The organism is Romboutsia sp. D33t1_170424_H2 (assembly GCF_015669105.1).
Taxonomy (GTDB): Bacteria; Bacillota; Clostridia; order Peptostreptococcales; family Peptostreptococcaceae; genus Romboutsia_C; species Romboutsia_C hominis.
On record NZ_JADOZQ010000004.1, the window covers coordinates 63,925 to 89,374 of the forward strand.

Sequence of the window (25,450 nt, forward strand, 5' to 3'; positions counted from 1 at the left end):
TCAACACGTAACTAAGAAATATCATAATAAATATATATACCTATAATTAGCGAAAGAAGATTTGCTAACTTTTTCCCCTCTTTTTTTATCATACTTCTTCCATTTTTAATAAATAAAAATGCACATATTACTACTAATATAGGTATTAACCCATAGACTATTAAAAGTATTAAAGTGTTAGCAATATTACTTTTATCTGATAAAGTTGCTAATGTATAAAAAGTTATTCCTAAAAATCCAATTATTAATATAAGCCCTGTTAGAAAACTTCTTTTTTCTACTAGAAATAAAATTGTACCTGATAAAATTATGATTATACTAGTAAACAATAAGGTATTCATATTCATCCTTTCTGAATAAAGATACTTTTTTATCTTTTTCTAAATCTTACTATTTATTTAGAAAAAAGATAAAATATATCATTTTCATTATTATTTGAGAATAATTTATTCTCTTTTATCTGTAATATAGCTTTATCTGATTTTGAATTTTCTTTAAATTCATATCCTTTAACTGTAACTATTTTATTTTCACTGTCTTTTTCTAATTTGTTATACAAATTATCACTTATAATAATTTGACTTTTGAATAGACCTGTAATTAATATTTTTTTATCTACTACACCCACTACTTTCAAATTGTCGTTTTCTACTTTATAATTAGTTAATTCTTTTAACTCATTCATATACTTAAAGTTTTTTATACCATCATATCTTGGTATTATTGCGGCTTCTTTATCATTTACCCTTACCTTCTCTAAATCTAATTTATTAGCTAATTTATTATATTCAGACTCTTTAATAACCATATTATTATCATCAACTTTAAGCATCTCAAAGTTTATTTCTTCAAATTTACACTTATTACTATTTAAGCTTTTCTCTATTGTATCAATTTGATCTTTTTCTCTTTTATTCCCTTCTATTGATATATAAGTTAATGGATAAGTAAAATCATCGTCTATAAAATTATCATATACAAATTTCCCTCCTATTAAAATTACTGCAGCTGAAAGTAATCCTACTATCGTTCTTTTACTAAGTTTCATAAATAATTCTCCTTTTATTTTTATATATGATTATATTATTATAAAACTTAAAATCTACATATTGATTTATCTTTCATAAAGATTACAAATTTGTAAGGTAAGATTATTAATAATATTTTAGCTAATTAAATATATTAGTAATAAAAAATTTACTTCGCCTAAGCGACGTGTCAGTGAAACACTTTATGTCGCCCACAATTTTTGAAGTATCATAATTTTCTTAAGTTTAAAAAGAGGCTTTTATATAAAAGCCTCTCTCATTTTTATTAATTTTTTATGTTCCACAATAAGTTCTATAAGAGCAGTTCGATGGTTTAGGTAACTTTGAATACTCTTCTTGCTCTTTTGAATGCTCATATGGTTTTGAAATAGCATTGATAAGATTTATCATAACTTCAAAGTTGCCTTTATCAGCAGCTTCTAAAGCTTCTTCTACTCTATAATTTCTTGGAATTACTGCTGGATTAGATTTCTTCATTAATTTAAGTATTTCCTCTTCTGAACTAGACTGTCTCTTGAGTCTTTCCTTCCAAATATTATACCAATTTTTAAATTCTTCACTACTAAACATACCTTTTTTGCTATTTTTATTAAATGTTAGCTCTATAAAAGTATTAGTATAATCTTCATTATATTTTTCCATCATATTAAGTAAATCTTCAATTATAGATTTATCTTGTTCATCTTCATTAAATATTCCAAGCTTTGATCTCATTATTGATAGCCAATTTATATAATATAAATTTGAAAATTCAGAAACAGCATCTTGAGCTATTTTTATAGCTTCTTTTTGATCTTCATGTAATAATGGTAATAATGCTTCTGCAAGTCTACATAAATTCCACTCGGCCATAATTGATTGATTTTTATATGCATAACGACCCTGAGTATCTATAGAACTAAATACAGTATTAGGGTTATATGTGTCCATAAATGCACAAGGACCATAGTCAATAGTTTCTCCACTAATAGTCATATTATCAGTGTTCATAACACCATGTATAAATCCAACGCTTTGCCATTTACTAACTAAGCTTGCATGTACTTTTATAACTTCCTTGAGTAAATTAATGTATTTATTTTCATCATCAGCTATATGTGGAAAATGTCTTTTTAAAGAATAATCTGCTAAAGCCTTAATATCACTTGTACTTCCAAAATTTGCTGCATACTCAAATGTTCCAAATCTAATATGACTAGATGCAATACGAGTAAGTATTGCTCCTTGTTTTATATCTTCTCGAATTACAGATTCACCAGTTTTAATTACTGCCAAACTGCGGGTAGTTGGAATACCTAAACCATACATAGCTTCACTTATTATATATTCACGAAGCATAGGGCCAAGTACTGCCCTCCCATCTCCTCGGCGAGAGTATGGTGTTTTACCAGAGCCTTTGAGTTGAATATCATATCTTTCACCACTTGGTGTTATTTGTTCGCCTATTAATAGTGCTCTTCCATCTCCTAGCATTGTAAAATACCCAAATTGATGTCCTGCATAAGCCTGTGCAATAAAAGCACCTTCTTCTATTTTTTTGTTACCTGCAAGTATTGATACTCCTTCATAACTTTTAAGAGCATCGCTATTAAGCCCTAAATATTCTGCTAGTGGATAATTTAGAATAACTAATTTGGGCGAACTTACTTTATTTAAATCAATCTTACTAAAAAATGTTTTCGGTAAAGTAATATAACTATTATCTAAATTCCATCCTATTTTTTTAGTTTCGTTCTTATTAGTCATTTTTTCTCCTATCTATTTTTTATATTTAATTTATCTTATATTAATTTTTATATATTCTATTTTTATATATTATTTTCATTTGCTACTTTTTTATTTATTATTTATAAATTAACCTTATATCTATGTGTTCAGATCTATAATATTTGCTTCTTGTATATACTTATCTATTATCTCTTTTGCTATATTAAAATAACTTATACATTTATCAATTATAGCTGCATCGCTACTAACTACTCTATCTAACTTATCTAGTATTATATCTGCATTGTTAACTAATACAACATCAGTATTAAATTTCCAATTTTTTGTATGATCTAATATTTTATATTTTAGATTACCAGAATTAGAAACTGGAGAATCTAAATAAAATATAACTTCGCTAGGATTATATTCATTAAAAAACATTCCAATTAAATTTAATGCTTCTTCTGTTTTATCTATGATTTTATAAGTTCCTCTAAGCCCTGCTAAATCCCTAATATTTTCATCAGTTCCTATGATTAATGTTCCTTTAGATAATGCGACTTCTAGTGTTATTATCAAGTTGAATCCATCTATATATATAGTTCCTTCACTTATCTTATCTATTGGAAGTTTTTTAGATTTTCTTATCATTTTCTTTTTATAAGAACATACAGATCTTTTTATAGCATCCCTTTGTCTTGTTGAGAATTGATATTTATTTGAAACAAAATTTACTACCGGTTCTATTTTGTAATCTCTATTTATCAACCATTCTACTTCTTCTTTAGCTTTTTTTAGTTTCATCAATTCTTTATTAGAAAACCATCTTTTATCATTTTCATCAAATCCACGCCTAGATATTTTAGCCATATTATATTTTACCCCTTATTATATAAAATTCGTTTCGTTCATGTCGCCAATGTCTTTGTACGTTGATCAAAATATTATTTATTACTTTTTATTTAATATATCTAAGTAATCAAATAAAGTAAATTTATCTTCACTAACAAAGCTACCTAGTCTATCCTTAGCCAAAGATATATACCAATCCTTATCAAGCTTATCTGGTATATCTTTATTTATAATATTACTATTATCTATAAATACTCTATCAGGAGTATAACTTATCTTCTCTAGCTTATTATCTGACTTCATTTTCATAACAGCAAAATCTAAATTCGACTTACTGGCAAATACCCTAAGGACTTTTAATTTTATCTCTTCGCTACCATATACAGCATGACTATATTTGCCAGTTATCTTAACACATTTTTGAAAATCTATAAGCTTATTAGAGTTATTTATAGTAGTTTCTATATCTACATCATTAATTAACTTTTCTTTCAAAGCTTTATTAACTATAGGTAAATCATTATCTATTAAACTTAATTTCTTTACATAAGTACCTTTACTTTTAATATTACCATCCTCTTTTATATAAATATAATTATTAACATCTTTTTGTATAATCTTCTTTATAAAATCATGTTCTAAATCCATCCTAGTTCTTTTGCACCATTTGCTACAAATATCTAAGTATTTATCTACATCTTCCTTAGAACTAAACTTAAACATAACTCCATCAGTATTGCCTTGTATAAATTCTGCACTGCTTCCAAACTCCAATTCTACCTTTTCTATAAGGTCTAATAGTAAAAGTTGTCCATTTACGCATATAGATATTCCTTGTCTAGGGTCATAAAGTTCATTATTAATATCCATACAGGCACCATAAGTGCTATTTAATACTAGTTTAAGAGATTTTTCTATAGGATTATTTTCTTTTTTAAATTTAATTCTAGTATCCCTTATTTCTTTGTACTTAGAAGGTTTTTTTACATTTCTACTAAGTAAATCATATTCTATCATTATAGAAGGATAAAAAGAGCTTACATCTGAGTTTACTATAAAGTCTTCCCCTTCATATTTTTTTCTAGCAGAGTGAAGTCCTCCCCAACCAAAATCAGTTTCAATTCCATATACATTAGTTCTTAGATATTTTTTTAAATCTCTATTATTATAATTTTCATACCAATCTTTTATATGATTATATTTACTAAGCTTTAAAGTATTGACTATATCAAATTCATTAGTATCATTCCTATCGTAATTAGGCTTTTTTGCACCTAGTATATATGCACTTAGTTGAGCTTCTGTTTTATTAAACATATCTTTATCTAAATTAAAGTATTCTATAAGCCCTAACTGTGCTTCATATTTATAATAAATCTGTTCAAATACTTTATAAGTCATTCTTACATCATGTAAACAATAAGATGTTAACTCATCTATTTCTTTTTTTGTTGGATATCTATCTAAATCAAAAGATACACTACTTTCTCTTATATCTTCTCCCATAAATAATTCAAGCTCTTTTAAACTTCTATAACTGTCACTTATCTCAAATATATATAAAGGTATCTTGTGTAAGTTTCTATCTATTTTCCATCCTGACACTTTTCGTTCAACAAGCTTATACGATACATCACAAGGATCTATGCCTGCTATTATTGACTTTAATATCCACTGATCGTATCCTCTTATATTATATCCTACCCATACTGATTCTTTATTTTTGTTAAATACTCTTAAAAGTTCTTCTCTATTATTTATTATAATATGTTCTTTTTGCGTTTTATAATCTTTCATACAGCACATCCAAAACCCTGCTTTAGATAGTACTTCAAAGTCTATTATTATACGTCTTCTTTCTTTTGCCATTAGCTCACGCCCTAAATTATATTTTGTTATATATTATACCCAATTTTTATATACCTCTAAATGTTTACTATAAGTTTATCCTCATCTTATTTTTAAGCGTGAATAAATGCTTGTTCAAATAGTAATTAACCTTTTCTTATTTTACGATAAAAAAAACTAATTTATAACCTTTATATAATCTGTGTATACTTCTCCTTTTAAACCATTTGGTCTTACTATCTTTATTAAATAGTAATCATCATCTAATTCTTCATATTCTTTAACAAAATAATTTCCTATTAATTCATTAAATTCATTGTATTTTAAATTTTTCTTTTTAAGGTATTTTTCTAGTATTTCTAATTCTTCTTTCATTTTTCACCTCTAGTATTTACCCCTATGTATCAATTTAATATTCCTTAAAACAAATTATATATCTTATCATTATATTTTATATCCTTTATTTATCTCCAGAACTTATCACAACAATTCTTAACGTCTTCACTTTTTCTAACTCTAATATTATCTCTCCAATCAGATGAAAATAAACTTTGATACCTTCTTTGCTAATACCTATTGTCTAAGAGAAGTATTACTCCTTTATCTCTATTAGTTCTTATACATCTTCTAGCTCCTTGAAGTACCTTAGTCATATAATCCATAATTCTTTGCTTGCTCTAAATATAGTGGATTTGTATTTTCATCTATTCTACCTTCTACTATTATGTCTAAACCTTCATATATAAAAGCATGCTTTATAGGTACTTCTGGTGTATAGTTTTCGCCATATAATTTTTTAACCCTTTTGTTCCCTCTAATTCCTTCTATTGCTTTTTCTCAACCTAACTATCTATTATCTATACTTCCTCGCCTCATTATAAATCCAACTAAGTTTCTTAGTGATATCTTTATATTATTCATATTAGTTTTCTTTTTATTAAAAAAATACCCTACATTATAGACTTATTATCTATAACATAGAGTATTTATATTAAATATTTTTTTTCATGTATTCTATAGCCTTTAATGTACCCATCTTAGAATGGTCAAATGTAAGTCCACCTTGGAAATATACATTATATGGAGGCTTTATAGGAGCATCTGCACTTAATTCTATAGAAGAACCTTGTATAAATGCACCTGCTGCCATTATAACATCGCTATCATATCCTGGCATTGCCCAAGGTACTGGCTTAACATATGAATCAACTGGTGCCGCTGCTTGTATTCCTTGACAGAATGCTATAACCTCATCAGCATTTTTAAGTCTAACTATTTGTATTATATCACTTCTTGGATCATCATACTTTGGAAGAACTTCATATCCTAACTTTTCAAACATTCTAGCACAGTATATTGCACCCATAACAGCTTGGCTAACTACATATGGAGCCATAAAGAATCCTTGAAGTACAGTTCTACTAGTACCAAATGTTAATCCACATTCTTTACCTATACCAGGAGAAGTTAATCTATATGATATAAGTTCTACTAAGTCTTTTCTTCCTACTATATATCCACCTGTTAGAGCAAGTCCACCACCTGGATTTTTTATAAGTGATCCTGCCATTATATCAGCACCTACATCTGTTGGCTCTTTAGTTTCTATAAATTCCCCATAACAGTTATCAACCATAACTATTACTTCAGGCTTTACACTTCTTACAGTATCTATTATCTCTTTTATATCTTCTATTGTTAAAGATTTTCTCCAGGAATATCCTTTAGACCTTTGTATCATTACAAGTTTAGTTTTATCATTTACCTTTTCTTTAATTCCTTCTAAGTCAACATTTCCATCTTCTAAGAAATCTACTTGGTTATAAGTTACTCCAAACTCTTTTAAAGAACCTTTTTCTTCTCTTATACCTATTACACCTTCTAATGTATCATATGGTTTCCCAGTAACTGATAATATCTCATCACCTGGTCTAACTATACCTTGTAAGCAAAGAGTTAGTGCATGAGTTCCATTAACTATTATAGGTCTAACTATTGCATCTTCTGCATTAAATACACTTGCATATATTTCTTCTATTTTTTCACGTCCAATATCATTGTATCCATACCCAGTTGTCCAGTTAAAGTGATTATCACTTAAGTTGGCTTCCTGCATTGCTTTTAATACTTTATATTGATTATATTCTCTTATTTTTTTTATTTCTTCAAATCTTGGTTCTATCTCTTTTATAACTTCTTCAGATAAGTTGAATGTTTCATCATCTAATCCGTAGAAACTTTGTAATAATTCTTTTGTTTCCTTTAGCATATTTTCCACCTGTCTTATTTATTTTAACAATCAAATTTTATCATATTGAATTTTTTAATGCAAATTAAAAAGTAAATTCACTAATATCTTCAAAAATATTTTACATTTATAATTAAATAAAAAAGGCTAACACATGTTAGCCTTTTATCTATCTAAGTTTATTTTTGCATATTTGGATTCTGTAAATTAATAGGTCTTGCAGGTATTATAGTTGATACCGCATGCTTATATATCATATTTTGTTGCTTGTTCTCGCCTTCTAATAATATTATATAACTATCAAACCCCTTAACTAAACCTTTTACTTGAACTCCATTCATTAAAAATATAGTTACAGGTGTTTTATCTTTTCTAGCATTATTTAAAAACATATCCTGTAAATTTAATACGGCATTTTTCATTTGTATATATCCTCCCGAGATCTTAATTAAATTTTAAAGATTAATATATTTTAATTTATTTTATACTATTCCTCTATACTCTATTTTATACAAGTTGTAATCTTTTTTCAATATAGTTATTTACTTCTTTTTCCAATTCTTTTTTATCACTATATTCATCTAGATTAAACCATTTCGCATCTTTATACCTTCTAAACCATGTTAATTGACGTTTTGCATATCTTCTAGAATCTCTTTTTATAATTTCTACTGCTTCGTCAAGAGTGTACTCTCCATCTAAATACTTTATTATCTCTTTGTAACCAATTCCTTGCATAGATATCATATCCTTAGTATATCCCATAGATAAAAGATTTTTAACCTCATCTATAAGTCCACAATCCATCATTATATCTACTCTTTTGTTTATTCTTTCATATAAATGTTCTCTTTCTCTATTTAGAACTATTATTATCGGTTCATATTTTTCATTAAATCTTAAGTCATTAGAAAAATCATTCATTTTTTCTCCGCTAAGACATACTTCTAATGCTCTTATAACTCTTTTTGTATTATTTTTGTGTATTCTATCCGCCGCATCACTATCTAGTTCTTTTAGTTTTTGATGCATATAATCTATTCCATTTTCTTTTAATTCTTGCTGTAATTTATCTCTTAATTCGTTGTTTGCATCAGATTTTGCAAAATCCATATTGTATATTAATGAGTTTAGATATAATCCCGTACCACCAGTTACTAAAACATTTTTACCTTCTTGATGTATTTTTTCTATATATTTGTTTGCTCGACTTTGAAATTCCGACACCGAAAAAGCATAGTTAGGTTTTACTTCATCTATCAAATAATGAGTTACACCGTTCATTTCCTCTTTAGTTACCTTCGCACTTCCTATATCCATATACTCATATATTTGCATAGAATCTGCTGAAATAATATCAGCATCTAAGGACTTTGCTAAATTTATTGATAATTCTGTTTTACCAACAGCTGTTGGTCCTGTAAGTATTATAAGTGGAATCTTTTTCATAATTACCTTCCTATCTACATAATTCTTTTGAACATTTTTTCTATTTCTTTTTTAGAAATCTCTACTAATACTGGTCTACCATGAGGACAAGTAAAAGGATTTTCACAAGCTTCCATCTGACTAAATAAGCTATTTATTTCTACATTTTTTATCTTATCATTAGCTTTTATAGCTGATCTACAAGCCATTGATGCAAACTTTTCTCCTTTTAGTTCATAGTTATTATTTATATCTTCTATATTGTCTATTATTTGTAGTATAAATTTCTCACTTTCAGGGACTCCAAATACAGTTGGTACACATCTTATCATTATATGATTATTACCAAAGATTTCAATTTCAAACCCAAATTTCATAAATAATTCCAAGTTTTTCTCTACCTGAAGCATATCTACATTTGATAACTCTAATATTATTGGATCTAGTAACATTTGCATACTTATATCACTTTTATAAAACTTGTCCATATACCTTTCGTATAAGACCTTTTCATGTGCTGCATGTTGATCTAGCAAATACATAGAATTTCCTTTGGACATTACTATATAAGTATCAAATATAGTTCCTAATACTTTGTATTCACTTAAAGAGAATTTACTTTTTTCCTCTTTAAAAAATCCTTCTTGAATACTTTCACTATCACTTGTTATAGATAAATCATTTATATTAGTAGTGTTTAATATATTATTTTCTAAACTTTTTTGTAAGCTATCATTTTTATCCTCATCTAACTTACTTAGTTCCTCTATAGAAAATGTTTTGTCTAAATTTATGTTTCCTTCTATTAAAAATTCATTATTTGAATCCTTAGTTAATTTAATATCGTCATCTATATAGATTTTAGGTGTATTTTCTTTTATAACATCCTCTTTAGTACTTTCTTCGTTGTATAAAATATTTTTGTTTTCATGTGAAACATTTATATTTTTGTCGTTTGATGTTTTACTTTTTAATACATCATCTAATCCTAAAAAATTATCTATAGGTTTTTGACTGTCTAATTCTACTACCTCTATCTTATCCATAGCTATATCATCTAAATTAACTTTGGCTTCTTTTTTATTTAGTATACTACTTTTATTATCTACTGCATTAATTTTATCTAAATTATTTATACTATCGCTAGCTTCATATTTTCCTATTAAATGATTGTTAAGTAATGTTCTTCTTATTAAATCTCTAAGTTCTATATATACTTCTTTTTCATTTTCAAACTTTACCTCAAGTTTTGTTGGATGTATATTAACATCTATACTACCTGGATTAATTTTTATATCTAAAAAGCATACAGCATGTTTATTTATAGGTATTATACCTTTATAAGCTTCATTTATAGCATCTAATATAATTTTACTTTTAACAAATCTCTTGTTTATATATATATGCTGAAGGTTTTTATTTGAACGATACACATTATTATCTCCAACATAACCTCTTATTTCAAAGTTATCACTTTTATATTTAAGCTTAACTAAATTTTCACATACATCTTTTCCATATATACTTCTTATGGCGCTAATTAATCTATTATCTCCAGGTGTATTTAACATAGGTTTGTTGTTGTTTATATATTTAAATTGAATATTAGGATTTCCTATAGCTAATTTGTTTATTAAATCACTTATATTTATAGTTTCAGCATGATTTGATTTTAAGAACTTTTGTCTAGCTGGAGTATTAAAAAATATATCTTTTATTATGATAGTAGTTCCATTAGAACATCCTACTGGTTCCTTAGATATAATCTTTCCACCCTCAACTATAACCTTGGTTCCTATTGATTCTTCCTTAGTTTTTGTTATCATTTCAAGCTTACTTACCGCACTTATAGATGCTAGTGCCTCTCCTCTAAAACCTAGGGAATATAAGTCATATAAATCATCAATTTTCTCAATTTTGCTTGTTGCATGTCTTAAAAATGACTTATCAACTTCACTAGAGGCTATACCACAACCATTATCAGTTATTCTTATTAACTTTTTACCACCGTCAATAATCTCAACTATTACTTTAGTACTTCCTGCATCTATACTATTTTCAACTAATTCTTTAACAACAGAAGATGGTCTTTCAACCACTTCTCCTGCTGCTATTTTATTTATAGTTAAATCATCTAAAATATTAATTCTATTCATATTTATTCCTCCCTTATCAAACCTTTAGTTTAGTAAGGTAATTATTTAAGTGAATCCTTGGCTTTTCTTTGTAGCATATATATGGTATTCATAGCATCTAGTGGAGTCATATTTAATATGTCTATATTTGCTATTTCATCTAGTAAAGATGTTTGCCCCAGATTATCAAATGAAACTTGAGATATTGCAACTTCTTTTACCCTGTTACTACTATTTATTTTTCTATTTAATTCTTCATTTTCCTTATCTAGATTATTATAATTATTTTGTAAAGATATATGGTCTCTATCTAACTCTTCATATTTGTGCTTTAATATATTGTACTCATCTTCTAATTTATTTACCTCAGTTCTTAATGATTCAAGTTCTAACTCTTTCGAAGAATCTATATTAACCTTTACTTTACTTAACTCATCCTCTAATGTTTGAGATATTGCAACTTCTTTTATCATGTTACTACTATTTATTTTACTATTTAATTCTTCGTTTTCTTTATCTAGATTATTATAACTATTTTGTAAAGATATATAGTTCCTATTTAGCTCTTCATATTTATACTTTAATATATTGTATTCGTCTTCTAATCTACCTATTTCAATACTATCACTTAAAACTAAATTCTTTTCATTATTTATAGTTACACTTTCATACATATGATTTTTTTCTAAATCACTAAGTATTTCTTTAGCTCTAGCTATAACTAAATCTGGTAACTTTGCAAGTTCAGCAACATATATCCCATAACTCTTATCAGCGCCTTGTGGTACTATTTTTCTTAAAAATATTATATTGTCATTATCTTCTTTAACAGCTATAGAATAATTCTTGACATCACTAAACTCATTTTCTAAATCTGTTAATTCATGATAATGTGTTGCAAATAGTGTTTTACATTTTATATTATTTTGAATGTATTCAACTATTGACCAAGCTAAACTTATACCGTCATAAGTACTTGTTCCTCTTCCTATTTCATCAAGTATAACTAAACTTTTTTCTGTAGCATTTTTAAGTATATGAGATACTTCACTCATCTCTACCATAAATGTGGATTGTCCTTGACTTAAGTCATCACTAGCACCAACTCTAGTAAATATTCTATCCATTATAGGAATTTCAGCAAACTCCGCTGGTACAAATGAACCAATATGTGCCATTAAAGCTATTATTGCAGTTTGTCTCATATATGTAGACTTACCTGCCATATTTGGCCCTGTTATTATATTTATTATATTTTCACCAGTATTTAAATAAGTATCATTTGGTACGAAGTTTTCTTCTCCTACTAAGTTTTCAACTACAGGGTGACGACCATTTTTTATATCTAGTTTATTGTTGTCACTTATAGTTGGCTTAACGTAGTTGTTAATATATGCCACAGTAGCAAGTGACACAAATACGTCTATATTTGCTATTGTTTTAGCAGTTTTTTGTATTCTATCTATATTTTCATATATGTTATTTCTTATATTTACAAATATCTCATACTCTAAAGACTTTATCTTTTCTTCAGCATTTAATATCTTATCTTCTATTTCTTTAAGTTCTGGAGTTATAAATCTTTCTGCATTACTTAAAGTTTGCTTTCTTATATAGCTATCATCTATATTTGCAGTAGCTAAGCTAGCTTTAGTTATTTCTATAAAATATCCAAATACCTTGTTAAATCCAATTTTAAGTGATTTAACACCAAGCTTTTCTTTTTCTCTATTTTCAATTTCTTTTATTAAAAATGCTCCATTTTTAGATATATCACGAAACTCTTTTAATTCATCATTAAACTCAGATTTTATTATGTTTCCTTCTTTTAAATTTATACCTGGGTCTTCTTTTATAGCTTCTTCTATAAGGTTATATATATCATCTAATATATCCATATTAGCTATATATTTTTTAAGTATACTTACACTAGAATCATTTATAGTTTCTCTAAGCTTTGGAAGATTTTCTATAGAATTTTTAAGGTGTATTAGTTCCTTTGGAGTAACTCTTTCAAAGGCAATTTTCCCACATATTCTTTCTATATCGTATACAGTTTTAAGTATTTCATTTAAATCTTCTCTTAACATAAAATCTTCTTTGATTTCTTCTATGACATCAAGTCTTCTCTTTATACGCTCTTTATTAACTAATGGTTCTTCTACATATTTTCTAAGAAGTCTCCCTCCCATAGCAGTAGATGTTTTGTCTAATACATGTAAAAGTGAACCTTTTTTCTTATTTCCTCTTATAGTTTGAGTAAGTTCTAAGTTTACTCTTGTAAACATGTCTAATACCATATATTCACTACTATTATATATGTTTATATTATTAATATTTGATGTTACTTGCTTTTGAGTGTTGTATATATAGTTAAGTAATATTGATAAAGAAGACTTTATAAGTCCATTATCATCAAAGTTTAATCTTTGAAGGTATGCCTCTGTGAAGTATTCTTTAAGTATTTCAGCATCTAGGTAGTTATTATCAAAGTTTTCATTTATATATATATTACTAACTGTTGCTATGTTTTTTAGTTTCTCTATAAAATCTAAATCATTTAATATAATTTCAGTTGGGTGAACTTTTGCTATTTCTTCTATAACTTTCTCTTCTTTTAAGAAAGTGGCATTTACTTCACCTGTACTTATATCAACATAAGTAAGACCTATATTATCATTGTTTTTATATAAACTCATTAAGTAGTTATTTTTCTTATTTTCAAGTAAGCTTCCATCAAGTACTGTCCCTGGCGTTACTACTCTTATAACATCTCTTTTAACTATTCCCTTAACGCTAGCTGGGTCTTCTAATTGCTCACCTATAGCTACTTTATATCCATTTTCTACTAACTTTGATATATATGCATTTGCAGAATGGAAAGGTACCCCACACATTGGTGCTCTTTCTTCTAATCCGCAAGATTTTCCTGTTAGTGCAATTTCAAGTGTTTTTGAAGCAACTATTGCATCTTCAAAGAACATTTCATAAAAATCTCCTAATCTAAAAAACAATATACAATCAGGATATCTATCTTTAACTTCAAAATATTGTTTCATCATAGGAGTTAGTTTATTTCTGTCTATATTCATATTTGCCTCCTTATGTTTTATGCTAATGTTTATTTTAAGACTTCGTAAGTTTAAATATTTAATCTTTAACTTTAATCTAATTATTTATTATACCATAACTGAAAATTGTTATTAAGTTAATAATAAAAAAGAACTAGCAAAATTTATGTCAGTTCTTTTTTATTAAATCTATTTTAACTCTACAGTTATTGCTTTATCATAAAAAAGATTAGTCAAATTGACTAATCTTTTAAAGCCCTAATATTATTCCGGCTACTGCTCCTATTAAAATAAATATAGCCGGGTGTTTTTTAGATTTTCTAGATAATATAAATATACCTATAGCTAATATTAAAGCTTTGTAGTCAAATATATATAATATATTTTTACTTTCAACAAAATTACTTACAGTTATTATAGATAACTTTAATATTTCAAATAAAGCTACTGCTATAAGTCCAGTTACTGCGGGTCTTAATCCATAAAATATAGATGTAACTATAGTATTTTCTTTAAATTTATTTAAAAAGTTAGCTATTATAATTATTATTATAAATGATGGAAGTACAAGTCCTGTTGTTGCAACTAAAGAACCTATAATACCTTTAGCATTATATCCAGCAAATGTTGCCATATTTATTCCCATAGGCCCTGGTGTTGATTGGCTAACTGCCACCATGTCAGCTAACATTGATTTATCAAACCAATTATATTTACTTGCTATATCACTTAAAAACGGGAGTGTTGCAAGTCCACCACCTACTGCAAATAGTCCAGTTTTAAAAAATTCAAAGAATAACTGTATATATGTAATCATTTTTCATCTCTCCTATATTTAAAGGCTATACCAAATACTGCCGCCCCTACTACTATATAAATAGGAGAAACATAGAAAAATGCACCTAGTATAACGGTTGATAAAAATATTATAGTTCCTATATTATCTTTAACTGAGTTTTTATACAGCTTACAAACTGCATTAAATATCAAAACACTTACTGCTACCCTTATGCCACCTAATGCATGCTGTACAATTTTATAATTAGAAAAATTCTTAAGAGTTGATGCTATTAATATAATTATAACTAGTGATGGGAATACCATTCCTATTGTAGCAAAAGCTGCTCCTAATATACCTTTTGTTTTATATCCTACAAATGTTGCAACATTTATTGCTATTACACCTGGTGTAGCTTGCCCTACTGCGTAGTAATCTAATAGTTCTTCATTTGTAACCCAATTTTTATTATCTACTATTTCTTTTTCTAACATAGGAAGCATTGCATAACCACCTCCAAATGTTAATCCACCGATCCTTGCAAAAGTTTTAAATAAATCAAGTAACTCTTTCATATCGTCTCCTTATTATTTCTACTATATATGTATATATTACTATTTTGTATTGTAAAAATCTATATCTTAAATTTTTAATACAAAATAGTAATATAAATCATAAAAAACAACCCTGTTTTTTAGGGTTGTTTTTTTAATTATTTTGAATGTATAACTCTTTTAGCTATATTAGTTGAATGATCTGCTATTCTTTCTAAATTACTTAATAAATCTAAGTAAACTATACCAGAGTCTATTTTGCATAGATTTTTATTTAATCTTTCCATGTGACTTGATCTAAATGATTTCTCCATACAATCAACTTCTTCTTCTAAGCCTAGTACCTCTTTTGCTAGTTCTTTATTATCTTCTTTCATAGCTTGAAGAGATAATGTATATACTTTTGTAACTTTTTCATAAATATATGCTATTTCATCTTTTGCTTCTTTTGATAAATTAGCATTTGAATTTATAAGATCTTGTGCTAGTTCAGCCATATTTTCAGAATGATCACTAACTCTTTCTATATCATTTACTGTATTAAATAAAAAGTCAACTTGCTCTATTAATTTATCATCTAAAGATTTCTTAGATAATTTCACTAAATAATCTATAAGCTTCTTTTGTAATTGATTTACTATGTCTTCTTTATCAAAAGTTTTTTGAATATCTTCTTGTGAATTTTCTCTAATAGCTTTTATTGAACACTCTAATGTTTCATTGGCTTTTCTTCCCATTCTTAAGGTTTCTTTTACAACATTTCCTAATGCTATTGATGGAGTTTCTAGCATTCGCTCATCTAAAAACTTAGTTGCTCTTTCATCATATTCTTCATCACCATTATCAGGTATAAGCTTCATCACTATCTTAACTATGTACTTAGAAAATGGTAATAATATTATTACATTTATTATATTAAATAAAGTATGAGAGTTTGCTATTTGTCTTGATATATCTGTTGGATCTAAATGTGTAACTATCATACTTATTGGTTTGTTAAGTACTATCATAAATAATGTTGTTCCTATTACATTAAATGTTAAGTGCATAACTGCAGCTCTTTTTGCATTTTTGTTAGTTCCTATACTTGATATTAAAGATGTTGTACAACTTCCTATATTATCTCCGTATAATATTGGTAATGCTCCAGAAAGTGGCATTAATCCTTGTGATGCTAACGCTATTAATATTCCCATTGATGCACTTGAACTTTGTAAACAAGTTGTCATAGCAAAACCAGCAAGTAAAGCTATTACTGGATGACTTGCAAGACCTTGCAGCATATTTCTAAATGCTTCAATTTTAGATAAAGGTGCCACAGCCTCTTTCATAAATTCCATACCTATAAATAATATAGCAAAACCTATTAATATTTCTGATATATTTTTTAGATTTGGCTTTGATTTAGATCCTATCATATATAATATAATTCCTACCCCAAGGGCTAATGATGATATTATACTTGCATCAAATGATACTAACTGAGCTGTTACTGTAGTACCTATATTTGCACCCATTATAACACCTATTGCTTGGTATAAACTCATTATACCTGCATTTACAAAACCAACTACCATTACAGTAGTAGCTCCACTACTTTGTATAATTCCTGTAACAACGGCACCAACTAAAACACCCATTACTACATTACTAGTTAAAAGTTCGATAGCTTTTTCAAGCTTAGGTCCAGTAGATTTTTGAAGACCTTCTCCCATTAAGTTCATTCCATATAAGAAAAGTCCTAAACCTCCAATAAGGTTTATGAATATGCTCACTGTCTATTCCTCCTCAGAAAATTATGGTTATTTTTCTTACTTTTTTGTCACCTCTTTATCTTATCAGAATTTTCGACATGTTTTGTTAATTTTATGTTAAATTTTTTACATTTCTTTAACTTTTTAAATATTTTTTATATTTAAATAATCATAAAAAGATATAGTTAAAAACTATATCTTTTTACTTGTACAAAATATAATTATACTAATGATATATCTAATATACCATAGTTATTATCTACGACATTCTCATTTTGTATGTACTTTATTTTATTTTTAAATATAGGTCCATCAACTACAAAAGTATGATACTCTCCATTTTCTCCACAAGGATCACTTCCTAAATCCTTTATTCTTTTAACTACATCTTTATTTAAAGTTTGTCCTAATAAATCAATTGGTAAATATTTTAAGTTAACTATTTTTATAACAGTTTCAAATCCTTCGTTTATAAATTCATAAACTAAAGCTTCTCTGTCTTCTTGCCAAAGTGGAAGTTCGCACTTTATATTAGCTTCACTGCATCTATCTTCACACCATTTTCTGTGATCTACTATATCTATATCCCCAAATACACAAATTTTAGCTCCCATATCCTTGGCTTTTAAAAGTGTTTTTGTAAATTCTTTTTCATAATTATTCATGTCACATTCTACTATTAATAATGGTATATCTAAAGACTTACTTACTTTATATAATAAATCTTTTTTTATACTATGTGTAAATGAACTATCTTTGCCTTTTTTAAAGGTTACAAGTAAACCCACGGGCTCATAACCTCTTTTTATCATTCTATATAATGCTAGAGTACTATCTTTTCCCCCGCTAAATGACATTACAAATTTCTCTCCCATACACGTTCTCCTTTTATCTGATTTTTTATGACACTATATATTAATTATATAAAAAGTCATTTTATGTATCAACTCAAAAGTAAATTTACAAAAATAAAGCCTACAATATATGTAGACTTTATTTTTATTTACTAATATCCTTACCTTTAAATGTTTTGTATGAGTGCATAAATTCTCTTGTGTTAAATATGTACTTTCCTCCTATTTGAGTGTAATAATTATTAGCAGAATCATATATTTCTTTAACTTTTTGTGTAAGGTTTTTATTGTAATATCTAAGTTCTTTGAATTCTTTTTTTAATTTATCTGCTGTCATCCATACTTTATTGGAAGTTATATCTGCTAGTCTTATATTTTCAAATTTTAAAGAGTTTTGTTGTGAATATACATAAAGTTCGGCTAGTATTTCTTGAAGATTTTCATTGGTAAGATCTGCCTTTAACTTTTTATAAATTATAGCTCCCATAGAATCAATACCTTTTTCTTCTAATCTTTCTTGATTTATAAGGGCATTTAATGGTTGCCTTTTTATATATACATAAGATTTCTCTTCTAGTATATATTCACCTCTTACATACTTTGCAGGTCTATATATAACAAGTATTGGAGCATATTGTCCACCTATTTCATGTTCATTTAAATCTATTATCTCATCTCTACTTTTTACCTTATATTCATTAGATATAGTCCCATATCTAGATCTATCTCTAAGGGAATACATATGAGAATCCTCTATATGTTTAATTATTTCATTTATGTATAACTTGTCTACTACACCCATATCGTGTGAATTATTTACATAATTACTTGCTAATTCATCTTTGATAGAATTTATATCATCTACACTTATAGAAAAACATGCACAAAGCTTTTTTAATTTATCTTCTATATTACTTAAATCTATGTCAGTATAAGCAAGTACATCTTCTAATTTTTCTTCACTTTTTAACTTTATAATATCATTTAATATCTGTGTATCGTTTTTAGCACTATTTTTATCAAATAGATATCTATTTATATCAGATTTTAAGTTATTTATACTTGACTGTATTTTTATATAATCACCTAATAGATGTGTATTATTATTTATTATATCTTTTGGTATGCTTATGTATCTTTCATCTTCTTTTACATATATATTTATGTCATTTCTTGTGATGTCTTCTAACATTTTAATCTCCTTACTAATTATAGTTTAAAGTCATATATAATTATAACATGAATTTTATCTTATAGTTAGTTTTTAAATTTAAAAATTAACTAGCTTATATAAGCATATATTTTTAGTTGATGTTTCTATTATTTTACTAATTAGCTATTATTTAAATTGTATTTTGCTATAATTTTTTATAATTCATATTATAATAGTATTATGACATTAACAAGGAGGACTTTATGATTTACAATTTTAAAGAAAAATTAAAAAACTATAAGGCATATATAAACGGACATGAAAATATGAAAAAAGCATCTGTGTTAATTCCAATAGTAAAAAAAGATAATAAGCACTATATCTTATTTGAAGTTAGATCTAAAAATTTAAAAACACAACCTAATGAAATATGTTTCCCTGGTGGTAAAATAGAGCTTGGGGAATTACCTATAGATACGGCTATAAGGGAGACATGTGAAGAGCTTGGAACAACTTATAATAATATTGATATTATTTGTGAATTAGATTTACTAGTTACTCCATCAAACTTAATAATACATCCATTTTTAGGATATATAAATGATATAGATAATTTTAGTATAAATACTTCTGAGGTAGATCACATATTCTTAGTTCCTATATCATATTTACTAGAAAGTGTACCAAATATTTATAATAGCGATGTTAAAACTATACCAAGTTCAGATTTTCCATTTGATAAAATTCCTAATAAAGAAAATTATAAATTTGATACAGGTAATTATTCTGTTTTATTTTATTCTTATAAAAATTATACAATTTGGGGTATAACAGCAAAAATACTAGAAAACTTTTTATCTATAATATCTAATTAGAAGTGTTAATTACTTCCTTAATAATTAAAAATTTTGTTAATTCTTATATACATCTAGTTAATATTCTATATTTTAAATAAAAAGGTATCTCTTGAAATTACACAAGAGATACCTTTTTTATTTATTTTATTTTTCCTACTAATGAGAAGTTAGTAGCACTAGTTATATCAACCATTACTAACTTTCCTATTAAATCTTCATCCTCTTTAGCTTCAAAGTTTACTAACTTATTTTGTCTTGTTCTTCCTGTAAACTTATTATCATCAGTTTTACTTTTTCCTTCAACTAAAACTTCAACAGTTTTACCTACATAACTTTTATTTATTTGAGCAACTATTTCATTAACTTTGTCTAGTACTCTATTAAATCTTTCGTGTTTTACATCTTCTGGTATTTGATCTTCCATCTTAGCTGCTGGAGTTCCTTCTCTCTTTGAATATATAAATGTAAATGCTGAGTCATATCTTACTTTTTCAACTACATCTATAGTATCTAATACATCTTCTTCTGTTTCACCTGGGAATCCTATCATTAAATCAGTAGAAAATGCTATATCTGGTATTTCTTTTTTAGCTTTTTCTATAATTTCTAAATAATATTCCTTAGTATAGTGTCTATTCATCTTTTTAAGTAAAGTTGAACTTCCACATTGAACTGGTAAGTGTAAAAATTCACATACTTTGTCACAATCTCTTATAGCATATATAACTTCATCAGATATATCTTTAGGATGAGAAGTCATAAATCTGATTCTTTCTATTCCCTCTATTTCATTTACCATTCTAAGCAACTTATCAAAGCTTATTGGTTCTTCTAGTGTTTTTCCATATGAATCAACATTTTGCCCAAGTAATGTAACCTCTTTTGTCCCATTAGCTACCAATTCTTTTATTTCAGATATTATATCTTCAGGCTTTCTACTTCTTTCTCTACCTCTAGTGTATGGTACTATACAGTAAGTACAGAAGTTATTGCAACCATACATTATATTTACAAAAGCTTTAAGTTCAAATTTTCTATTGCTTCTTAAACCTTCTACAACTTCACCATCAACATCCCATACATCAACTAACATAGTATTTTCATCCATTGACTTAACTAATAATTCAGGGAATTTGTATAGATTATGTGTTCCAAATACTAAATCAACATGTCTATATTTTGACTTTAATTCTTTAACAACATGAGGTTGTTGCATCATACATCCACAAACTGCTATTTTTAAATTAGGATTTTTTCTTTTTTGACCTTTTAACTGACCTAAATTACCATATACCTTTAATTCTGCATTTTCTCTAACCGCACAAGTATTGTATATTATTAAATCACATTCTCCAGCAGTCAATCCTTTTTCATACCCCATAGCTTCAAGCATAGCACATAGTTTTTCAGAATCATGTTCATTCATTTGACATCCAAATGTTTGTATCAAATATCTAGGTTTTGCTTGATGTATTGCATAATATCTAGTGTTTTGTTCTTTTATTGCATCTATAAACTTATCTTGTTCTTTTATTTTTTCTATAGGAACTTCTATTTGTTTTCTTTTGCTCATCTATTTCATCTCCTCAGTAATTTTAAATAAACTACACATTTATATTAATATTTATTTATTTTCAAACAAATTTACTAAACCATATTATATCAAATTTATAAATTATTTTAAAGATATTAAATTTAAGTTTTATGTATCATAATTTATAAATAAGGGTAAAATAACTTATCATATAATGTGAAAGGAAAATAATTATGGTGTTAGTATTGGTAAGAAGTATTTTACTTTATATGGTTGTTTTAATATCTTTGAGAATTATGGGAAAAGGCGAAATAGCAGAAATGAATACATTTGATTTAGTAATAACTCTTTTAATAGCAGAAGTTGCTGCATTGCCTATGGAAAACAATAATATACCTTTAATTAATGGTATAGCTTCTGTTACAGGCCTTACGCTTATTCAAATAGTTGTTTCTTATATAACTTTAAAAAATAGAAAAGTTAGAACTTTTTTATGCGGGGCTCCATCTATTTTAATAAATAAAGGCAAAATAGATTATAAGGAATTAGAAAAACAAAGAGTTACAATAGATGAACTTCTTGAACAACTTAGAATTGAAGGGTATTTTAAGGTTTGTGATGTTCAATATGCAATACTTGAAACAGATGGCAATTTAAGTATATTACCTTCACCATCATACAAAGATATCCCTACAAAATGCTTTGAACATCTTCCTATGTCTCTTATAATAGATGGTTATATTATAGATAAAAATCTTAGAATTATTGGAAAAGATAAAAAATGGCTATATGAAATATTAAGTAAAAAAAATATAAAAAATAAAAAAGATATCTTATTATTAAGTATTGATGAAAATGATAAGGTATTTATACAAACAAGATAAATTGATAGATATGAGGTGAAATTTATTGAAGGCTTTAATATGTTCACTTATTTGGACAGTTTTATTTTTATTATTTAGTTTTTATTCTCTTGATAAATTTGATGATTTTGCTAAATTATACACTGAAAAAGCTGAATCAATAGAACTTCATATAAAGGATGGTGATTGGGATAGTGCTAAAAAAGCTTTAGATGAATATGACACAAGCTTTAATGAAAGTAAGGATTCTTGGTATAAAGTATTTAATCATGAGTATTTTGGAGAAGTATCTTTATATTTAGATATTCTTCAAGGTTCTATTTGTGCTAAAGATAAAGGTATGTCACTTGAACAGATACAAAGAATAAAAAATGCATTACATAATATAATAGAAAATGAACAGTTTGACTTAAATCATATATTCTAATAGATGGGATTTCTCCCATCTATTTTAGTATTAATATGTAACTTTATATAAGCAAAGTCCTTTAGCTGGTGCCGTATCAGATGATTTAGATCTGTCTTTATTTTCTAGCATTATTTTTATGTCTTGTGGAGTTTTTCTTTTAGACCCAACATCTATTAATGCTCCCGCTATTATCCTTACCATATTATATAAAAATCCATTACCTTGAACATATATATCAATCATATTATTATTTTCATTTATTACTATTGAATGTATTTCTCTAACATTTGATTTTTTCTTAGATTTAGAAGAAGCAAAACTAGTAAAATCATGCTCCCCAACTAAATATTCACTTGCCTCTCTCATTAAATCTATATTTAGTTTTTTTTCTATATGAGTAGTATATCTTCTAGTAAATGGGTCATGATATTTATTATTGTCTATTTTATATAAATAAGTTTTTGACTTAACATTATATCTACTATGAAATCTTTCTTCAACTTCTTCTAGTTCAGTTATAACTATATCTTCCGGTAGATAATTATATAGATAATCTTGCATTTTTTTTAAACTTAACTCAGAATTTGTCTTAAAATTAGCAACCTGTCCTCTTGCATGAACTCCCATATCAGTTCTTCCAGATCCTATTATTTCTATATGTTCGTTAGTCATTTTACTAAGAACATCTTCTATCTTTCCTTGTATTGTCATATCATTATCTTTTAATCTTTGAAACCCCTTATATCTTGAGCCATCATATTTTATTGTCATTTTTATATTTCTCATTTTGTTCCTCTTTTCATTAATTTATAATCCTTAATTATATAAAAATAGGATATACTTTATCTAAGTATATCCTATTTTTATGATATTTAATACTATTTAATAATCTATAGATTCTAAAAGTTTATTTTTTACAACTATCGTCATAGTTGTTCCAACACCTTTTTCACTATCTAGATTCATATATCCACCATGAAGTTTTACAATTTCATTACTTATTGCAAGCCCTAAACCACTACCTGCTTTGTTATAATCTTCTTGGAAGAATTTATCTAGTACTTTATCTAAATTTTCTGTTTCTATACCACAACCATTATCAGTAACTTTTATTGTTGTATACTCCTCATTTTGAGATACTATAAGCTTTACAAATCCATTGTTATCTGTAAACTTGATAGAATTTTGTATTAAATTTATTAAAACTTGTCTTAGTCTATCTTTATCTCCTTGTATAGGTTCAAAATAATCTCCTATAAATTCTACAGATAAATCTATATTTTTTTCACTAGATTTAACTTTCAACTGATTAACAACACCTACTGATAATTTTCTTATATCTACTAAATCTATTTTTAATTTTATTCTATCAGATGCAAGGCGAGAAAAATCAAGTAATTCTGTAACTAACTTTATAAGTCTTTCTGTTTCATCTTGTATAATACCTAAGCCTAGGTCTAACTCTTCTTTGCCTATACCTTCATAAGAAAGTGTCTCACTCCATCCTTTTATAGATGTAAGAGGAGTTCTAAGTTCATGAGATATAGATGATATAAATTCTTCTTTTAACTTTTCACTTTTGTCTATTTCCTCTGCCATATGTATGAAAGTTTCTGCTAAATCACCTATTTCATCATCTGATATATTAACATTTTTAAGTTTTATACTGTAGTTTCCATGTGCTAGTTCATTTGCAAATTGTTTTAATTCTCTAAGAGGCTGTATAAGAGTTTCTGCAAATCTAAGACTTAAAGATATTGCTATTAGCAATATGCAAATTCCTGCTAATACTAATCCAAGTATTACTCTAAATATAGTTGAATCTATCTCTTCTAAAGAAATAGTATATCTTACTACACCTTCTATTATATTGTTAGTCTTAAGAGGAACAGATATACTCATAACATGCTCCCCCGTTTCAGGAATTTTATATACATATGGATTCAAATTATTCTCATCTTTTAAAGCTCTACTTATATCTTCTCCATTTACATCTACGTTAGTTTTAAATCCATATTGATCTATAATCATCTTTGAGTTTTTATCTATAATTGAAATAGCAAATTTTGAATCACTACTTGAGTGCTCTTTTTGTAATATAGCATTTATTTTGTTTTCTTTTTGTAGTATAGCATTTACTTTATTTTCAAAGCTATCAGCTTCATTTACTATGTTATTATTATATTGTCTATTTATATTATTTGCTTCACTTTTTAAAATTTGACTTACATAATCATAATAGTAGTTTTGTACATAAAACATAAAAAGACCTTCAAATAATATAACAGTTATAATTATTATAGTAAAATAATTTTTTATTATCTTCTTTCTTAAGCCTTCAAAATGTAACAAT

23 protein-coding genes are annotated in these 25,450 nt (G+C 26.5%); 3 read left to right on the forward strand and 20 right to left on the reverse strand.

Annotated features, from left to right (window positions below):
• Nucleotides 1-11: 11 nt before the first annotated feature.
• The 17 genes from I4U66_RS06400 to I4U66_RS06480 form a co-directional block, all read right to left on the reverse strand.
• Nucleotides 12-341 (reverse strand): hypothetical protein, encoded by a 330-nt coding sequence (locus I4U66_RS06400; protein ID WP_092925451.1) that lies wholly within the window; start codon nucleotides 339-341, stop codon nucleotides 12-14.
• A 53-nt stretch (nucleotides 342-394) separates the two neighbouring features.
• Nucleotides 395-1,048, reverse strand: a complete 654-nt coding sequence (locus I4U66_RS06405; RefSeq protein WP_092925449.1) for a hypothetical protein — start codon at nucleotides 1,046-1,048, stop codon at nucleotides 395-397.
• A gap of 274 nt (nucleotides 1,049-1,322) precedes the next feature.
• Nucleotides 1,323-2,795 (reverse strand): protein adenylyltransferase SelO, encoded by a 1,473-nt coding sequence (locus I4U66_RS06410; protein ID WP_195928616.1) that lies wholly within the window; start codon nucleotides 2,793-2,795, stop codon nucleotides 1,323-1,325.
• Nucleotides 2,796-2,915: 120 nt separating this feature from the next.
• The gene (locus I4U66_RS06415; protein ID WP_092925445.1) at nucleotides 2,916-3,629 is read right to left on the reverse strand and encodes a DUF434 domain-containing protein; all 714 of its coding nucleotides are present in this window, start codon (nucleotides 3,627-3,629) and stop codon (nucleotides 2,916-2,918) included.
• A gap of 81 nt (nucleotides 3,630-3,710) precedes the next feature.
• On the reverse strand, nucleotides 3,711-5,480 hold the full coding sequence (locus I4U66_RS06420) for a hypothetical protein (RefSeq protein ID WP_242871312.1): 1,770 nt from the start codon (nucleotides 5,478-5,480) through the stop codon (nucleotides 3,711-3,713).
• Between the two features lie 156 nt (nucleotides 5,481-5,636).
• Complete coding sequence (locus I4U66_RS06425) at nucleotides 5,637-5,834, reverse strand: hypothetical protein (RefSeq protein WP_092925443.1); 198 nt, start codon at nucleotides 5,832-5,834, stop codon at nucleotides 5,637-5,639.
• 191 nt (nucleotides 5,835-6,025) lie between these two features.
• Nucleotides 6,026-6,121, reverse strand: coding sequence for a helicase C-terminal domain-containing protein (locus tag I4U66_RS15020; RefSeq protein WP_166505556.1), 96 nt, complete (start codon nucleotides 6,119-6,121; stop codon nucleotides 6,026-6,028).
• 329 nt (nucleotides 6,122-6,450) lie between these two features.
• Entirely contained in the window at nucleotides 6,451-7,728 is a 1,278-nt protein-coding gene (locus tag I4U66_RS06435) for a methionine gamma-lyase family protein (RefSeq protein WP_195928617.1), read from the reverse strand.
• A 158-nt stretch (nucleotides 7,729-7,886) separates the two neighbouring features.
• A complete protein-coding gene (hfq, locus tag I4U66_RS06440; RefSeq protein ID WP_092925437.1) occupies nucleotides 7,887-8,129 on the reverse strand; it encodes an RNA chaperone Hfq in 243 nt (80 codons plus the stop codon).
• Nucleotides 8,130-8,214: 85 nt separating this feature from the next.
• Nucleotides 8,215-9,156 (reverse strand): tRNA (adenosine(37)-N6)-dimethylallyltransferase MiaA, encoded by a 942-nt coding sequence (gene miaA, locus I4U66_RS06445; protein ID WP_092925434.1) that lies wholly within the window; start codon nucleotides 9,154-9,156, stop codon nucleotides 8,215-8,217.
• Nucleotides 9,157-9,170: 14 nt separating this feature from the next.
• Nucleotides 9,171-11,291 carry a DNA mismatch repair endonuclease MutL gene (mutL, locus tag I4U66_RS06450; protein ID WP_195928618.1) on the reverse strand — a complete coding sequence of 707 codons (2,121 nt, stop codon included), beginning with the start codon at nucleotides 11,289-11,291 and terminating at the stop codon, nucleotides 9,171-9,173.
• A 41-nt stretch (nucleotides 11,292-11,332) separates the two neighbouring features.
• Nucleotides 11,333-14,362, reverse strand: coding sequence for a DNA mismatch repair protein MutS (gene mutS / locus I4U66_RS06455; RefSeq protein ID WP_195928619.1), 3,030 nt, complete (start codon nucleotides 14,360-14,362; stop codon nucleotides 11,333-11,335).
• A 229-nt stretch (nucleotides 14,363-14,591) separates the two neighbouring features.
• On the reverse strand, nucleotides 14,592-15,158 hold the full coding sequence (locus I4U66_RS06460; RefSeq protein WP_207733573.1) for a chromate transporter: 567 nt from the start codon (nucleotides 15,156-15,158) through the stop codon (nucleotides 14,592-14,594).
• Entirely contained in the window at nucleotides 15,155-15,694 is a 540-nt protein-coding gene (locus I4U66_RS06465) for a chromate transporter (RefSeq protein WP_092925428.1), read from the reverse strand. The genes I4U66_RS06460 and I4U66_RS06465 overlap by 4 nt, the downstream gene beginning before the upstream one ends.
• 137 nt (nucleotides 15,695-15,831) lie before the next feature.
• The gene (locus tag I4U66_RS06470) at nucleotides 15,832-17,448 is read right to left on the reverse strand and encodes a Na/Pi cotransporter family protein (protein ID WP_195928620.1); all 1,617 of its coding nucleotides are present in this window, start codon (nucleotides 17,446-17,448) and stop codon (nucleotides 15,832-15,834) included.
• A gap of 200 nt (nucleotides 17,449-17,648) precedes the next feature.
• On the reverse strand, nucleotides 17,649-18,302 hold the full coding sequence (locus tag I4U66_RS06475; protein WP_092925424.1) for a diphthine--ammonia ligase: 654 nt from the start codon (nucleotides 18,300-18,302) through the stop codon (nucleotides 17,649-17,651).
• Between the two features lie 124 nt (nucleotides 18,303-18,426).
• Nucleotides 18,427-19,473 carry a hypothetical protein gene (locus I4U66_RS06480; RefSeq protein WP_092925422.1) on the reverse strand — a complete coding sequence of 349 codons (1,047 nt, stop codon included), beginning with the start codon at nucleotides 19,471-19,473 and terminating at the stop codon, nucleotides 18,427-18,429.
• 224 nt (nucleotides 19,474-19,697) lie between these two features.
• On the opposite strand from I4U66_RS06480, the gene I4U66_RS06485 reads away from it, so the two are divergent.
• Nucleotides 19,698-20,309: an NUDIX hydrolase gene (locus tag I4U66_RS06485; protein WP_092925420.1), complete on the forward strand. Its 612-nt coding sequence runs from the start codon at nucleotides 19,698-19,700 to the stop codon at nucleotides 20,307-20,309.
• Nucleotides 20,310-20,430: 121 nt separating this feature from the next.
• On the opposite strand, the gene miaB is transcribed toward I4U66_RS06485, so the two are convergent.
• Nucleotides 20,431-21,864, reverse strand: a complete 1,434-nt coding sequence (miaB, locus tag I4U66_RS06490; RefSeq protein WP_092925418.1) for a tRNA (N6-isopentenyl adenosine(37)-C2)-methylthiotransferase MiaB — start codon at nucleotides 21,862-21,864, stop codon at nucleotides 20,431-20,433.
• A gap of 194 nt (nucleotides 21,865-22,058) precedes the next feature.
• Here miaB and I4U66_RS06495 point away from each other — a divergent pair, with 194 nt between their 5' ends.
• Entirely contained in the window at nucleotides 22,059-22,709 is a 651-nt protein-coding gene (locus I4U66_RS06495; protein ID WP_092925416.1) for a DUF421 domain-containing protein, read from the forward strand.
• 25 nt (nucleotides 22,710-22,734) lie between these two features.
• Complete coding sequence (locus I4U66_RS06500; protein ID WP_092925414.1) at nucleotides 22,735-23,115, forward strand: DUF4363 family protein; 381 nt, start codon at nucleotides 22,735-22,737, stop codon at nucleotides 23,113-23,115.
• 30 nt (nucleotides 23,116-23,145) lie between these two features.
• Here I4U66_RS06500 and truA read toward each other — a convergent pair whose 3' ends face one another.
• Both truA and I4U66_RS06510 read right to left on the reverse strand, forming a co-directional pair.
• Nucleotides 23,146-23,883 carry a tRNA pseudouridine(38-40) synthase TruA gene (gene truA, locus I4U66_RS06505; RefSeq protein WP_092925412.1) on the reverse strand — a complete coding sequence of 246 codons (738 nt, stop codon included), beginning with the start codon at nucleotides 23,881-23,883 and terminating at the stop codon, nucleotides 23,146-23,148.
• 96 nt (nucleotides 23,884-23,979) lie between these two features.
• Complete coding sequence (locus tag I4U66_RS06510) at nucleotides 23,980-25,449, reverse strand: sensor histidine kinase (RefSeq protein ID WP_195928621.1); 1,470 nt, start codon at nucleotides 25,447-25,449, stop codon at nucleotides 23,980-23,982.
• Between the last annotated feature and the right edge of the window lies 1 nt (nucleotide 25,450).

Excerpts from the sequence above, each read along its gene's own strand:
- I4U66_RS06400 (WP_092925451.1), bottom strand. The coding sequence starts at position 341 with ATGAATACCTTATTGTTTACTAGTATAATCATAATTTTATCAGGTACA.
- I4U66_RS06405 (WP_092925449.1), bottom strand. The coding sequence starts at position 1,048 with ATGAAACTTAGTAAAAGAACGATAGTAGGATTACTTTCAGCTGCAGTA.
- I4U66_RS06410 (WP_195928616.1), bottom strand. The coding sequence starts at position 2,795 with ATGACTAATAAGAACGAAACTAAAAAAATAGGATGGAATTTAGATAAT.
- I4U66_RS06415 (WP_092925445.1), bottom strand. The coding sequence starts at position 3,629 with ATGGCTAAAATATCTAGGCGTGGATTTGATGAAAATGATAAAAGATGG.
- I4U66_RS06420 (WP_242871312.1), bottom strand. The coding sequence starts at position 5,480 with ATGGCAAAAGAAAGAAGACGTATAATAATAGACTTTGAAGTACTATCT.
- I4U66_RS06425 (WP_092925443.1), bottom strand. The coding sequence starts at position 5,834 with ATGAAAGAAGAATTAGAAATACTAGAAAAATACCTTAAAAAGAAAAAT.
- I4U66_RS15020 (WP_166505556.1), bottom strand. The coding sequence starts at position 6,121 with ATGGATTATATGACTAAGGTACTTCAAGGAGCTAGAAGATGTATAAGA.
- I4U66_RS06435 (WP_195928617.1), bottom strand. The coding sequence starts at position 7,728 with ATGCTAAAGGAAACAAAAGAATTATTACAAAGTTTCTACGGATTAGAT.
- hfq (WP_092925437.1), bottom strand. The coding sequence starts at position 8,129 with ATGAAAAATGCCGTATTAAATTTACAGGATATGTTTTTAAATAATGCT.
- miaA (WP_092925434.1), bottom strand. The coding sequence starts at position 9,156 with ATGAAAAAGATTCCACTTATAATACTTACAGGACCAACAGCTGTTGGT.
- mutL (WP_195928618.1), bottom strand. The coding sequence starts at position 11,291 with ATGAATAGAATTAATATTTTAGATGATTTAACTATAAATAAAATAGCA.
- mutS (WP_195928619.1), bottom strand. The coding sequence starts at position 14,362 with ATGAATATAGACAGAAATAAACTAACTCCTATGATGAAACAATATTTT.
- I4U66_RS06460 (WP_207733573.1), bottom strand. The coding sequence starts at position 15,158 with ATGATTACATATATACAGTTATTCTTTGAATTTTTTAAAACTGGACTA.
- I4U66_RS06465 (WP_092925428.1), bottom strand. The coding sequence starts at position 15,694 with ATGAAAGAGTTACTTGATTTATTTAAAACTTTTGCAAGGATCGGTGGA.
- I4U66_RS06475 (WP_092925424.1), bottom strand. The coding sequence starts at position 18,302 with ATGGGAGAGAAATTTGTAATGTCATTTAGCGGGGGAAAAGATAGTACT.
- I4U66_RS06480 (WP_092925422.1), bottom strand. The coding sequence starts at position 19,473 with ATGTTAGAAGACATCACAAGAAATGACATAAATATATATGTAAAAGAA.
- I4U66_RS06485 (WP_092925420.1), top strand. The coding sequence starts at position 19,698 with ATGATTTACAATTTTAAAGAAAAATTAAAAAACTATAAGGCATATATA.
- miaB (WP_092925418.1), bottom strand. The coding sequence starts at position 21,864 with ATGAGCAAAAGAAAACAAATAGAAGTTCCTATAGAAAAAATAAAAGAA.
- I4U66_RS06495 (WP_092925416.1), top strand. The coding sequence starts at position 22,059 with ATGGTGTTAGTATTGGTAAGAAGTATTTTACTTTATATGGTTGTTTTA.
- truA (WP_092925412.1), bottom strand. The coding sequence starts at position 23,883 with ATGAGAAATATAAAAATGACAATAAAATATGATGGCTCAAGATATAAG.